Raw genomic sequence first — 12,160 nt, forward strand, 5'->3', positions numbered from 1 at the left:
GGGGCAATTTCTGCCAGGGGAAGCAGCACGAAGGCCCGTTCTCGGCAGCGGGGATGGGGTATCTGTAATTCCGGCGTTTCTAAGATCAGGTCCTCATAAAATATTAAGTCTAAATCGAGGGTACGCGCTCCCCATCTTTCCCGTCGGACTCTCCCGAATAACTGCTCGATTTCTAATAATTTATGCAGTAAATCTAAGGGAGATAAGTCCACTTGCACAATGGCGCAACCGTTGAGATAATCGGGCTGAGGAGGGCCGACGGCTGCGGTTTGATGCCATTGGGAATGAGCTTCTAGTTTAATTCCTTTGACTCGCTCTAATTCCCCTAAAGCTTGCCCTAAAATTGTCGCTGAATCCCCTAAATTACTGCCCAGAGCGATCGCTGCCCGCTTCATCCACATCCTTCCTCAACAATAATCTCGGCTAATTCCCCCGTCGCCCCTAAAGATTTACCTAAAAATATATTGACATTTGGATGCTTTTGTGATATGTCAAAAACTTGGGCTTCGATCGCATCCGTAATTCCACCAGCAAAGAGGAAATAGGGCAGTATAGCGATTGTTTGGCTACCTTGAGCGATTAAACTCTCGATTTGTTGGGGTAAACTCGGTTCTATCGACCAATAAGCTGTAATTGCTCCAAAAAACGCCGCTAGATTCTCCACTTCTCGATTACCCCCGGGGCGACGACTACCGTGGGACAGTAAAATGCGGTCTTGGGGGCTTAAATCGGCAAATTGTCGGGATAACAGCGATTTTATGCCCTGATAACTGCCTAAATGGGGCTTTAACTCTAGCTTAATTGGCGATCGCACTTTGTCCACGGCCGCGGGAATATCTTCTTTAACGTGAACCCCCGACAGGAGAAACAGGGGGATAATCTGCAACTGGTTACATCCTTGGCTTTGCGCTTGTTGGGCAAAAGCTTCTATTTGTTGATGGAGAGGTGTTATCGCTAATTCTAGGGCGGCAGTCCCCACTAATACCCGATTATCTGCTTCTAGAACCGCTAGAGATGGGCTAAACTCCGATTTACTCCCTAATCTTTCGGCGGGTTGACTAATTTTTTCCTGAACTAAGGCTGCTAATTGCGTCACCGCCATGGCTGGACGCGGATCGCGACTACCGTGGAAAACCAATAAGTAGGCTGAGGAGGTCTTCAAAGAAATCTTGCCAAAATAGTTTAGTTTTTAGCCTAATACATTTTCTCTCCCTTTAGGTATCAATGCCCCTGATATTCTCAATTTAGCCTATCTGAATTGGTAAGCGGGAAAACGTCCCCACTAGCCCCAAGTGCTACCATTTTAGGCAATGTAAAGTGTGAGCCAATCAGCCCGCCGGCTTGAGTTAGCCTAGATATTGAGATATAATTGCTATTGACAGAAACTGCCAGAGGTATATTTGTATTGCGCGGGTAATTAGCCGTCGAATACTTCGCGATTTCTGTATCACTAATGCTAATTCCTGCGAGTCTCTCTATGATTGGTATAGAGTCGCTAGTAAAGCAGCATGGCAAAATCTAATCGATGTGCAAGCCACTTATAAAAGTGCTGAATCTGTTGGTAATTTCACTGTTTTTAACATTAAAGGAAATCACTTTCGTCTAATTGTAGATATAGTTTATAGCCGACAGACTATTTATATTAAAAATATTCTTACCCATGCCGAGTACGATAAAGAAAATTGTAAAAATGATGCTTACTTTTAATTCTAAAACCTATGGAGAATTACTCGCTCACTATCAACCAAAAGCAATCACCACAGAGGTGGAAACCGAGCGAGTGATCGCAATTGCCCAAGAGTTAGAACATCGCTCGGAACTTAGTTTAGAGGAGGAGGCTTTACTGGAGTTATTGATTAGTTTGATCGAAAGATTCGAGGCGGATAATTATCCAATTCCTGATAGAAATCCTTTAGCAACCTTACAGCATCTGATAGAAGCTAACGAGATAGAATATCCAGAGCTAATTACTATTTTGGGTTCCCCTGATGCGGTGGAGCAAATAATTAATGGACAACGCAGCATCAATCAGTCAGAAGCTAGGTCTTTGGGGGCATATTTTCGGGTTGATGCCAGTTTATTTACTTAATAAGTACCTAAGCAAAATTAATTACACATCTCAAGGGAAATTAATTTGACACGACTACTTAACAAATTATTGCGATAGCTTGCCATTAACTAATTTTCAGCGATAATCTAAAGTCAGAGTCCATCGGGAGATAAGATCATGAACTTTCGTCTAGTTCTATTTTCAGGCCTAGTAACGGCTTTAGTTGGTGCTGGTATCGGTTATGGCATTAGCCGCATTGAACGCAATCCCAGCCAAGTCAACTATAGAAATCCCCATCACTATCAAATCATCTATGGACGTTATTTTGCCGGTGCCGGGGCAGCCCTAGGCTTCTGTGTGGGTGCGGGTTTACAAATGGTCAAAGAACTCAAAGAAGAAAGAGATAGAGAAATGGGCATCCTAGATGATGGCTCAGAATTCTAGTCTTGTGGGGCTAATTCCTCAAGAATGATGAATTGAACGTGATTAATCGCTAAATCGCCGATGGGAACTTGGGTTTTTAACACCGGTTGTCCTTCACTGAGCATTCGTTCAAAGGGGATATCTTTGGCAATTTCCGTATGATACCAAGCTAAACCCATAAAGAAACGATTGGGATAGGGACCGCCTTCAAAAATATCATCGGGATTGGACTCCATGGGAACCCAACCGATAGAGGGCAGATAAAATTCCATCCAGACGTGATTGTAATCCGGTTCGAGGGGTAAATTACGTTCGAGGGGATGGGGTGGGCATTTATAGCGTCCTACCGTGCGACAGGCAATACCATTGAGACGACACAAAGCCAATAATAAACCCACATATTCGCCACAGGAACCCACTCCGCGCCGCAGGGCAATATCAGGGGTGTCGATGTTGGGTTTGATGCCGTAGGAAAGCTGATCATAGACGTAGTTACGAATACTATAAACTTTTCGGAGGAGATTGGTTTCCCGACCGATCGCTTCTTCGGCAGCATTGAGGATAATTTCTGTATTCATGGCCAGATCATCATTATCGATCAAATAGCGATCGGGAAAATCGGCAGGTAAGGGGGGTAAATCTTCGCAATCTTGGGGAGTAATTTGGTATTTAATACCCCATACTTCTAAGACTACTTTCCACCCAAAAATATGACGTTGTTTGCTGGTTATTTGCTCGAACTTAAATACTGCCACCCGCTGCCCGTCCTGAATTTCTTCAATAAAAGGCAATCCCACCGCTTCGACGCTGCGAATTTTTTGCCGTGGTGTTTCTAAGGGTAAAGCGATGCGCCATTCCACATTTTTAAGTTCGATATTATAGAGGGGTTCCAATTCCTCGACGTAGGATAATTCGATCAGATAACCGTTAGAAAGGGTGTATTTTTTAGCGGGATCGTAGTGAAAATATAGAGGATGGACAAAAGTACGCGGACGATAACTAAGTTCGTAAACCTGTTCGGAATTGGGATTATCGCGGATAAAGGGTTCTTGGAAAGCATAGGCTACATATAGGATATCCTTGCCACTGTTCGCATCGCGATAAAATGCTAATCCCGTCGGTGATTCAAAAGGAGTTATCATGCTAAAAAGCTGTTCTCCCGTGGCGCGATCAAGACAGTAAACCGTTTGTTCTAGGGTATCCGTTAACCAAAGTTCTTCCCCGCGAATGGTGATATTTTCGATGCCGATACCAGGCGCGTACAAACGAGTAATTTCCTGTCCCGATTGGCGATCAAATATAAATATTTGTCCAGAACGTTGACAAGTGACATAAATTGTGTTAGCAGTTACGGCGACTCCGTTAGCGGTGTAGGGAAGACGGGTGAAAAATTTCGGGGTAAAATCTTCGAGAGTGCAGCAGTAGAGATTTTCGCGAGTGGTAAACCAGAGGTTATTTTGATCATCGATTGCCAATCCCGTCGTCCCGACGAATTCTTGCCAGCGATGGGAATTAAGTACGGTTGTATGACCAGTATCGAGGGCAATTTGGTATAAATAGCCGTTTTTTGCGTCGATGGCAATTAATTTGTCATCTTGAAATACAATTCCGTGCAGAGCCGTGGCGCTAATCGGACGAATCGTTTGACGATGGGAGGGAAGACTGGCAGGATCGAAAATCATAGGAGGAAACGAAAAGGGAGAGCGTTTTTAGGTGAATAAAACAGCAATTCTCCCCACGATAGCAAATTTTCTCGCCCTTGAATGCTCGTAATGAACTGCAATCCCGAAAAAAATGTCAAGAATTGTCACCTATAGTCCCTCTCATACCCTTGTGCCTACCTACGAGTGTTTCAATCGTTGCAGTTATTGTAATTTTCGCAGGGATTTAGGCACTGATGGCTGGTTAAGTTTGGAAAAAGCCAAAGAGATTTTAACTGCTTTGCAGGTTTCGGAAATTACGGAAATTTTAATTCTTAGCGGCGAAGTTCATCCTTTAGCAGCCAATCGAGAGTTATGGTTTCGGCATATTTATAATTTGGGAGAATTGGCTTTAAATATGGGTTTTTATCCCCATACCAATGCGGGAATTTTAACTTTTGCCGAGATGGAAAAACTGAAAAATGTCAATCTATCTATGGGCATAATGTTAGAACAAATGACGGTGACTTTATTAAATACTGTCCATCGTCATGCCCCCAGTAAAGTGCCATCCCTGCGCTTAGAGCAGTTACAATGGGCGGGAGAATTAGCAATTCCTTTTACCACGGGTTTATTATTAGGAATTGGTGAAACAGAATGCGATCGCTTAGTAACCTTAGAAACTATTGCCACTATTCATCAACGTTGGGGACATATTCAAGAAGTGATCCTACAACCCTACAATCCGGGCAAAAGAGAACAGTGGCAAAATAATCCTTTTGATCTGCAAAAATTACCCGATCTGGTTAGGCAAGCTAGGGAAATTCTGCCCCCAGATATTGTCATTCAAATTCCCCCGAATTTAGTACCCGATCCTCTTTTTCTCTTGGATTGTTTAGCGGCAGGAGCGCGGGATTTAGGCGGTATTGGCCTGATCGATGAAGTTAATCCCGATTACCTCCATTTACACCCCAATAAATTAAAGGAATTTTTAGCAATTTATGGCTGGGAATTAAAGCCGCGTCTGCCGGTTTATAAGTAAACATTAATCAGTAATCAGTAATCAGTGAAAAGATAGCACTGTTAATGCCATTTAACACTCCTTACTTAATACCGCATAATTGATTATTATTCATTCTTAATTCTCCTGACGACCGACTCCTAACCCTAACAACAATTTTTGATTTTTACCAGAGGTCTTATGATTCCATCAAGCGAGCGCTACTGGCTCAAAAATGCCCATATTCCCGTTTCCCTCCTAGAAAATGAGGTTTTTTCTCCCCAAACCTCCGAGGGATTAACCTTAGTTAATCTGGAAATTAATGACGGTAACATTAATCGCATCACCTCAACCATCCCCCCCGAAGATAATATTCCCGTCATCGACCTCAAAAAAAAGCTTGTTTTTCCTTGTTTTATCGATATGCACACCCATCTCGATAAAGGTCATAGTTGGCAGCGTTGTCCTAACCGTGATGGCACTTTTGACGGCGCCTTAAAAATGGCCCTAGAGGATTCTCGACGGGAGTGGCGCTTAGAGGATGTATATCGTCGCATGGAATTCGGCGTTAAATGCAGTTATGCCCATGGAACTGCGGCTATTCGCACCCATATCGACTCTTTTGGTCAACAGGCACAGATTAGCTTAACTGCTTTGGCAGAATTGCAACGACAATGGGCCGGTAAAATCACCCTGCAAGCGGTTTCTCTAGTTTCCCTTGACTACTATCAAACCTCCGAGGGAGCGGCCTTAGCCGATAAAATTGCCGAATTTGGAGGCATATTAGGGGGAGTAGCCTACACAAATCCTGATTTACAGGCACAAATTGATATTACCTTCAAATTAGCCCAAGAAAGGGGTTTAAATCTCGATTTTCATCTGGATGAAAACGGCGATTCCGATTCTACCTGTTTAGCAGCGATCGCGCGTACTGCTATCAAAGAGCAATTTTCTGGACAAATCATCTGTGGTCACTGTTGCAGTTTAGCGGTACAATCCCCTGAAATAATCCAAGAAACCCTAAATTTAGTCAAAAATGCGGGTATTGCTATCGTTAGCTTGCCGATGTGCAATCTCTACCTACAGGATCGTCAAGAGGAAAAAACCCCTTTTTGGCGCGGGACAACTAAGATAAAAGAGATGAAAAAAGCGGGAATTCCGGTAGCTTTTGCCAGCGATAACTGTCGCGATCCCTTTTATGGTTTTGGGGATCACGATGGTTTAGAAGTCTTTACCCAAGCGGTGCGGATTGCCCATCTCGACACACCCTACGCTGACTGGGTAAATAGTGTCACCCTCACCCCAGCAAATCTGCTCGGATTGCCCCATTTAGGGCGCATTAAGACGGGTCTAGAGGCAAATTTGTTAATTTTCAAGGCGCGCTACTTTAGCGAGCTATTATCGCGACCACAGTGGGATCGCCTCGTGATTCGGCGCGGGTTAAGCATCGATACTACTCTCCCCGATTACCAAGAGTTAGATGATTTAGTTCTAGGAATTGAGGAACTCCTGTAAGGGTTTGACAAAAACCACCGATTCTAGGTTGATAGCACCGTAAATATGGGGAAAGGTCTCTTTTTCTAGCTCTAGAGTTGCATTTTCTGGGTTAGGATGTTGGGGCTGCTCCCATTTGACCGGGGACTGCAATTGTTCAGGAGAAATGGCTAAAACCAGCAAATCTGGCTGATTTTGATAAAAAGCGTCCACAACTTTCGGAATTTGTTCTAAGGTGGAGCAATGGATAAATCCCTCATTTTTTAGGGAATAAGCCCGATATTCCCCCATTTCACGAGCTATTTGCCAACCTCTTTCTGTGGTGATGTGATAGATCATCGGTTCGCCTCCTACTGTCACTTTATTCCTAATTTTAGGATATAGCCTGAAGCTGTCAGCGGCCCTCAATTCTCTTAAACTAGAGGTCAAGGAATAAAGACAAGAAATTTGTCCGACCACTTACCAGAAAAAAATGGCTGGTAACGTCCTCAAAATCTCTTTATAGTCTCTTTTTACCTGATATTAACCTTTTCCCCTTAAAATAAGCTTACCGAGCCAGTAACTGCAAAAATCTATGTTAGATAAAATATTTACTCCCAATCCCTACGCTGAAAAACCCGCACCTCTGCGTCCTCGCAAGGGGGTAATTATCGGTGTTGGTCAGGTGGGGATGGCCTGCGCTTACTCGATGTTAATTCAAGACTGTTTTGATGAATTAATTCTGCAAGATATCGCCACGGATAAAGTCGAAGGGGAAGTGATGGATTTAAGGCACGGAATGCCTTTTATTGAACCCACGGACTTGAAAATGGGAACCGTGGCCGATGTGGGACAAAATGCCGATGTGGTGATTATTACTGCCGGGGCTGCCCAAAAAGAGGGGGAAACCCGATTACATCTCCTTGAACGAAATGTGGCGATTTTTCGCCGTATTCTTGCGGATGTGGCTGTTTACTGCCCCAGTGCTTTGATTTTGGTGGTGAGTAATCCCGTCGATATCATGACCTATGTTACCCTTAAAATCACCCATTTTCCGCCTTCTAGGGTGATTGGTTCGGGTACAGTGCTAGATTCTGCCCGTTTACGCTCTCTTTTATCCACCCAACTCCATGTAGATGCGCGTAACGTCCACGCTTATATTATCGGTGAACACGGTGATAGTGAGCTTGCTGTCTGGAGTTCGGCTAATATCGGAGGAGCAAGGTTACTCGAAGGAGATTGGCAAGATTTAAGCGCAACCGACCAAGAAAGCTTAACAGAAATTTTTCTTCAGGTTAAAAACGCCGCCTATGAAATTATCAAACGCAAGGGTTATACTAGCTATGCGATCGGTTTAGCTACCACGGATATCGTTAAAGCGATTTTACGTTCCCAAGAAAGAATTCTCACTATTAGCACTCTCCTCGATGGTCAATACGGTCTCAAAGATGTGTGTTTAAGTATTCCCTCGGTGGTTAATGAGAAAGGAGTGATTAAAACCCTGAATCTTGCTCTCAGTCCCAGAGAAACGGAACAGTTACATAATTCGGCCAAAATTATGCGCGATTTAATCGATCAACTCAAAATTTAACCTAGGGTTGGCTGAATAAATCTAAAAACATTGTTGGCTAAGATTTTTAGATTTTTTTGCCCTGAAAAAGTGCCGACTATAAGAGCGATCAAGGGGAAAATTTAGGCACTTTTTCCCCGAAAATTAGGTAATTGTGGGGTGGACTGAAGCAATTAGTGCTAGACTTCCCGAAAAGTCTATTTTATTTCAGCTTGTTGTTAGGAATCTACTCTGGCTAATACGCTTTTGGTTATGATACGCGGAAAAGTTCTGGCGATGGCGCTAAAATGGGGTAATATGCCGAAAGTTGACCCACATCGTTACTCTCAAGAGTGTTATGGAGAAAGTTTCTGTATAATCAATGGTTAGACTTATTTATAATTGAGATGGAAGAAAGAAAATTATGGGATGGCTAATTCTATTAATTGTCATAACGGCACTTACTTTAACTATTATTGTTTTTATTAGTCCTCACTTTGTTGCTAGTAAAGGTTCCGATGTATCAAAGCAAAAATACTCTTATCAAATTCGTGGAACATTACTAACTCCATCTGAAATTAAGTTCTATCATGCTCTAAAGCAGGCAGTAGGGGATGAGTTCATCATTTTTAGCAAGGTTCGTGTTGCCGATGTTCTTACCCCTGAAAATGGTTTAAACAAAAGTCATTGGCAGCGTGCTTTCAATAAAATTTCAGCGAAACATTTTGATTTTGTTTTATGTAATCTAGAAGACTTAACAGTTGAAGCTGTTATCGAACTAGACGATAAGACTCATCAAAAGTCTGGTCGTACTGATCGAGATAACTTCTTGAATCAGGCAGCTCAATCATCAGCACTAAAAATGTTGCGATTTGCAGTCAAGCCCTCATATTCTATCTCGGAGATAAAATCTAAAATCCTCTGATTTTATCACGAATGGAAGTCTATCAACTCACGTTTCAAGTATTTGAAGAAGGCAGCGTAGCCGCTCTGGTAGAGTGTGTTAATGAAATCTAACACGCCTCTTTTTTCTCTAGTCAAACTATTTTTGACTAATCTCAAATGCTAAATCGTATCTGTAAAAACAAACATCAAAGGCAAGAAAGAAGTTCATCTGTGCTAACGTTTGCAGAAAAGGTTTTTAGATTTATCCAGCAAACCCTAATTAGCGATAAAATGGCTGTGATCTTCAAATTTGACCTGTTATATGACTAATCACTCAGAAGTTGAGTCGGCTATTCAGCAACTGCCAGAGAGTGAAGTCCGCGCTCTGGCAAACTGGCTTCAAGACTATCTTGATGAGATGTGGGATAGACAAATTGAAGCGGACCCAGCATCGGGAAAATTAGCTCCCCTCATCGCTCAGGCAGAAGAGGATATGGCAACCAACAACGTCAGATATCCCGATGAAGTCCTTCGCAACACCCCAGCCAAATTCCAAGTAACTTCTCCTCCTTTTCGTTGGGATGAAGCGGGAGGTATCCGTATAGGTTCGAGCCGAGTGACTCTCGATAGCATACTTGCCTCATACCACAACGGCTCCACTCCTGAAGAAATCGCTATTCAGTTTTCAGTTCTTCGTTTGGAAGATATATACAGTGCCATTGCTTATTATTTAAATCACCGTCAGGAAATTGACAGTTATTTGGAACAACGCGACCAACAAGCTCAACAACTGAGACAACAACTAACTCAAAAACACAACTTAGTCGATTTAAGACAGCGCTTGCTTGCTCGTTATCAGTCAAAAGGAGAGTCGAGGCAAAGTGCGCCTTCTAACTGACGAAAATTTTAATGGAGCCATCTTGCGTGGACTGGTGAGGCGTTTACCTGAATTGGATATAATTCGCGTCCAAGATGTAGGACTGATGAACACTGACGATCCAGATATTTTAGAATGGGCAGCTAATGAGGGACGCATCCTGCTCACCCATGATGTAGCCACTATTACGATGTATGCCTACAATCGTGTCAATCAAGGACTACCTATGACTGGAGTTGTTGAGGTGATCTCAAAAGCACCCATTGGTAAGATTCTTGATGATTTAGAACTATTTATTTGTTGTAGTGAACCTGAAGAATATGAAGGTCGGGTTCTTTTCATTCCTTTCGCTTGATGCAATCTCTATCATTTTCTACTCCAGAAATCTAAGTGACCTAACCGTTAGACCGCAAGACCGAAACTAAGTCAGTGTCGAGAGGAACATTTATGAAAATTAGATTTCTTTACCGCGTAGTTTCCATCAGAGTACTAGGTTAGGTTGCCGAAAAAACATCTAGCCTAGGATTCCTCTAGCCACTAGATGCCATGATCAAGTCATGTCTGTCCCTGACTAAAATAGAATCAGCGATTTCCCTAAGATACCTAATTCCATGACGATTATCACTCTTTCACGTTATGTCACCAGAAACAATGAGATTTTAGGTGGAGAGCCAATTATTGAAGGCACTCGCACATCTATTCGCGCAATCGTCGGTCTGTGGCGATTAGGTGTGATGCCAGAGGAAATTCCAACTCATTTACCTCATTTGACCTTAGCACAAGTGTTCGATGCCTTGAGTTTTTATTTGGATCATCAAGCAGAAATTAACGAGTACATTGAACGTAATCAAGTCCCCGATGAGTTGGTGCATCCTTCTGTAAAGGCAGCTTTGGGTAAGCTATGAGCATATTTGCTTCGCTTTACATGGACGAAGATATGTCGGCGTTAGTTGCAACACTTCTGCGTTCTCGTGGTTTAGATGTCACCACTGTTCCTGAGCAGTCAACTTTGGGCAAAACTGACAGCGAACAATTAGAATTTGCCGCTTCTTTAGGTAGATGTCTTGTCACCCACAACCGAGTTGATTTTGAACGATTGCATCTTCAATTCATAGAGGAAGGCAGAGAACATTGTGGAATTATTGTTGTCCCTCAGAAAACTGCCTACGAGGTCGTGCAACGGGTTGGTGTTTTAGTCAACACGTTGACTGTTGATAGTATTAATAATCAGTTACTATACGCATGATTTCTCCGCAAACTTACACTCTAAGCACAAGCCAGCTAACACGATGAAGCGGCGATGTTCTAGTTCATTCATCACCGCTGACCATTGCTGTTAGACAGAAATCCCAGAAATGTTCAATCTAATCTTTATAGTTCTTCGGTTTGTGTTAGGCCATGGACGGGTTATAAAGGGCGATTTTTGTCAATTGTTTTCGATAACGTTTTTAAAACCCGACACCCGACACCCGACACCCTGTCCCCAGGAAAAACTTTTTTAGCAGACCCTAGCCATTATACCGATAGGACGGGTTGGCCGGTAGAAATGGCTTTTTCGACGATATCGGCGGCCATTTTCACTCCTCCAGTCTTCTGTAGTGCTTTTTGCATTCTCAGGGCATTTTCTCGGTAACTGGGGACGGATAAGACCTTTTCAATCGCCTTTCGTAAACGGGGAGCTTCTAGACGGGAAATCGGAATCACTTCCCCTGTCCCCGACCATTTTATCCGAGCAGATACCCCCGGTTGGTCGTTAGTGATGGGAATGGCCACCATCGGTACAGCTTGGGCAAGGGATTCTAGGGTAGTATTTAAGCCTGCGTGGGTGATAGTAAGAGAGGCTCTGGTTAAAAGCTCTAATTGAGGAGCGTAGGGAACAACTAGGGCGTTTTTTGTCGTTATTTGAATGTTAGAGTCGGTGTTGCCCAAGGATAAAACTAATTGTACTGGCAAATCGGCACAGGCTTCGGCGATCGCATTAAAGGCCGATTGTAGGCGATTTTGAATTGTACCGAGGGAAGCATAAATCAAGGGTTGTCCGGTTAATTTTTCGTAGGGAAAAGGAATCGTTTTTCTGGTGGAGGAATCGTGAAAGGGACCCGTAAAGTGAAAGTGAGCGGGTAAATTTGACCGAGGAAACTCGAATTCGGCAGGTTGTTGGCTAATTTGGGCGATGGGTGAATAGCGTTGATTGATGTTTTGATAGGGAATTAACCCCCATTCTTGACGCTGCCGGTTGATTAACTCATTCAGGGGACGAGTC

The 12,160-nt window shown here is 43.1% G+C and carries 16 protein-coding genes; 11 read left to right on the forward strand and 5 right to left on the reverse strand.

All coding sequences use genetic code 11. The features are described 5' to 3' along the window. Together folK and IQ242_RS06450 are read right to left on the reverse strand one after the other, a co-directional pair. A partial coding sequence (gene folK, locus IQ242_RS06445; protein ID WP_193959410.1) for a 2-amino-4-hydroxy-6-hydroxymethyldihydropteridine diphosphokinase occupies positions 1-395 on the reverse strand: 395 nt, incomplete at its 3' end. Further along, the gene (locus IQ242_RS06450) at positions 392-1,102 is read right to left on the reverse strand and encodes a sirohydrochlorin chelatase (protein WP_193959411.1); all 711 of its coding nucleotides are present in this window, start codon (positions 1,100-1,102) and stop codon (positions 392-394) included. The genes folK and IQ242_RS06450, both read right to left, overlap by 4 nt. Positions 1,103-1,446: 344 nt before the next feature. Here IQ242_RS06450 and IQ242_RS06455 point away from each other — a divergent pair, with 344 nt between their 5' ends. The 3 genes from IQ242_RS06455 to IQ242_RS06465 all read left to right on the forward strand — a co-directional run bounded on the left by IQ242_RS06455 (position 1,447) and on the right by IQ242_RS06465 (position 2,494). Continuing rightward, the gene (locus IQ242_RS06455; RefSeq protein ID WP_193959412.1) at positions 1,447-1,707 is read left to right on the forward strand and encodes a type II toxin-antitoxin system HigB family toxin; all 261 of its coding nucleotides are present in this window, start codon (positions 1,447-1,449) and stop codon (positions 1,705-1,707) included. Further along, positions 1,694-2,089, forward strand: a complete 396-nt coding sequence (locus tag IQ242_RS06460; protein ID WP_193959413.1) for a transcriptional regulator — start codon at positions 1,694-1,696, stop codon at positions 2,087-2,089. The genes IQ242_RS06455 and IQ242_RS06460 overlap by 14 nt, the downstream gene beginning before the upstream one ends. Positions 2,090-2,227: 138 nt before the next feature. Continuing rightward, complete coding sequence (locus IQ242_RS06465; RefSeq protein WP_002771454.1) at positions 2,228-2,494, forward strand: hypothetical protein; 267 nt, start codon at positions 2,228-2,230, stop codon at positions 2,492-2,494. Here IQ242_RS06465 and IQ242_RS06470 read toward each other — a convergent pair. Next, a complete protein-coding gene (locus IQ242_RS06470) occupies positions 2,491-4,155 on the reverse strand; it encodes a transglutaminase domain-containing protein (RefSeq protein ID WP_193959407.1) in 1,665 nt (554 codons plus the stop codon). The two genes, IQ242_RS06465 and IQ242_RS06470, sit on opposite strands and share 4 nt — an antisense overlap. Before the next feature lie 112 nt (positions 4,156-4,267). Between IQ242_RS06470 and cofG the strand changes: the two genes are divergently transcribed. Together cofG and IQ242_RS06480 are read left to right on the forward strand one after the other, a co-directional pair. Beyond that, a complete protein-coding gene (gene cofG, locus IQ242_RS06475; RefSeq protein WP_193959408.1) occupies positions 4,268-5,155 on the forward strand; it encodes a 7,8-didemethyl-8-hydroxy-5-deazariboflavin synthase subunit CofG in 888 nt (295 codons plus the stop codon). 159 nt (positions 5,156-5,314) lie between these two features. After that, positions 5,315-6,628: a cytosine deaminase gene (locus IQ242_RS06480; protein ID WP_193959409.1), complete on the forward strand. Its 1,314-nt coding sequence runs from the start codon at positions 5,315-5,317 to the stop codon at positions 6,626-6,628. Here the strand turns inward: IQ242_RS06480 and IQ242_RS06485 are convergent. Beyond that, positions 6,605-6,946: a DUF952 domain-containing protein gene (locus IQ242_RS06485; protein WP_193959414.1), complete on the reverse strand. Its 342-nt coding sequence runs from the start codon at positions 6,944-6,946 to the stop codon at positions 6,605-6,607. The genes IQ242_RS06480 and IQ242_RS06485 overlap by 24 nt on opposite strands. Before the next feature lie 235 nt (positions 6,947-7,181). Between IQ242_RS06485 and IQ242_RS06490 the strand changes: the two genes are divergently transcribed. The 6 genes from IQ242_RS06490 (at position 7,182) to IQ242_RS06520 (ending at position 11,143) form a co-directional block, all read left to right on the forward strand. Continuing rightward, positions 7,182-8,177 carry an L-lactate dehydrogenase gene (locus IQ242_RS06490; RefSeq protein ID WP_123230406.1) on the forward strand — a complete coding sequence of 332 codons (996 nt, stop codon included), beginning with the start codon at positions 7,182-7,184 and terminating at the stop codon, positions 8,175-8,177. A 382-nt stretch (positions 8,178-8,559) separates the two neighbouring features. Further along, a complete protein-coding gene (locus IQ242_RS06495; RefSeq protein ID WP_002771463.1) occupies positions 8,560-9,060 on the forward strand; it encodes a DUF2726 domain-containing protein in 501 nt (166 codons plus the stop codon). 282 nt (positions 9,061-9,342) lie between these two features. Beyond that, positions 9,343-9,918, forward strand: a complete 576-nt coding sequence (locus IQ242_RS06505) for a DUF433 domain-containing protein (protein WP_228020850.1) — start codon at positions 9,343-9,345, stop codon at positions 9,916-9,918. Further along, entirely contained in the window at positions 9,902-10,252 is a 351-nt protein-coding gene (locus IQ242_RS06510; protein ID WP_002771467.1) for a DUF5615 family PIN-like protein, read from the forward strand. Before IQ242_RS06505 ends, IQ242_RS06510 begins: the two co-directional genes overlap by 17 nt. A 256-nt stretch (positions 10,253-10,508) precedes the next feature. Further along, complete coding sequence (locus IQ242_RS06515; protein ID WP_002794978.1) at positions 10,509-10,802, forward strand: DUF433 domain-containing protein; 294 nt, start codon at positions 10,509-10,511, stop codon at positions 10,800-10,802. Next, complete coding sequence (locus IQ242_RS06520) at positions 10,799-11,143, forward strand: DUF5615 family PIN-like protein (protein WP_002794977.1); 345 nt, start codon at positions 10,799-10,801, stop codon at positions 11,141-11,143. Before IQ242_RS06515 ends, IQ242_RS06520 begins: the two co-directional genes overlap by 4 nt. 269 nt (positions 11,144-11,412) lie before the next feature. Here the strand turns inward: IQ242_RS06520 and IQ242_RS06525 are convergent. Then, positions 11,413-12,160: glycosyltransferase (locus IQ242_RS06525; protein ID WP_305070277.1), on the reverse strand; the 748-nt coding region annotated here is incomplete at its 5' end.

It is taken from the genome of Microcystis sp. LEGE 08355, assembly GCF_015207185.1.
In the GTDB taxonomy this organism is placed as follows: domain Bacteria; phylum Cyanobacteriota; class Cyanobacteriia; order Cyanobacteriales; family Microcystaceae; genus Microcystis; species Microcystis panniformis.

What these genes read in the sequence shown, in the direction of transcription:
- IQ242_RS06485 (WP_193959414.1), bottom strand. Translation starts at nt 6,946, where the DNA reads ATGATCTATCACATCACCACAGAAAGAGGTTGGCAAATAGCTCGTGAA.
- IQ242_RS06470 (WP_193959407.1), bottom strand. Translation starts at nt 4,155, where the DNA reads ATGATTTTCGATCCTGCCAGTCTTCCCTCCCATCGTCAAACGATTCGT.
- cofG (WP_193959408.1), top strand. Translation starts at nt 4,268, where the DNA reads ATGTCAAGAATTGTCACCTATAGTCCCTCTCATACCCTTGTGCCTACC.
- IQ242_RS06495 (WP_002771463.1), top strand. Translation starts at nt 8,560, where the DNA reads ATGGGATGGCTAATTCTATTAATTGTCATAACGGCACTTACTTTAACT.
- IQ242_RS06515 (WP_002794978.1), top strand. Translation starts at nt 10,509, where the DNA reads ATGACGATTATCACTCTTTCACGTTATGTCACCAGAAACAATGAGATT.
- IQ242_RS06450 (WP_193959411.1), bottom strand. Translation starts at nt 1,102, where the DNA reads ATGGCGGTGACGCAATTAGCAGCCTTAGTTCAGGAAAAAATTAGTCAA.
- IQ242_RS06465 (WP_002771454.1), top strand. Translation starts at nt 2,228, where the DNA reads ATGAACTTTCGTCTAGTTCTATTTTCAGGCCTAGTAACGGCTTTAGTT.
- IQ242_RS06490 (WP_123230406.1), top strand. Translation starts at nt 7,182, where the DNA reads ATGTTAGATAAAATATTTACTCCCAATCCCTACGCTGAAAAACCCGCA.
- IQ242_RS06505 (WP_228020850.1), top strand. Translation starts at nt 9,343, where the DNA reads ATGACTAATCACTCAGAAGTTGAGTCGGCTATTCAGCAACTGCCAGAG.
- IQ242_RS06480 (WP_193959409.1), top strand. Translation starts at nt 5,315, where the DNA reads ATGATTCCATCAAGCGAGCGCTACTGGCTCAAAAATGCCCATATTCCC.
- IQ242_RS06460 (WP_193959413.1), top strand. Translation starts at nt 1,694, where the DNA reads ATGCTTACTTTTAATTCTAAAACCTATGGAGAATTACTCGCTCACTAT.
- IQ242_RS06520 (WP_002794977.1), top strand. Translation starts at nt 10,799, where the DNA reads ATGAGCATATTTGCTTCGCTTTACATGGACGAAGATATGTCGGCGTTA.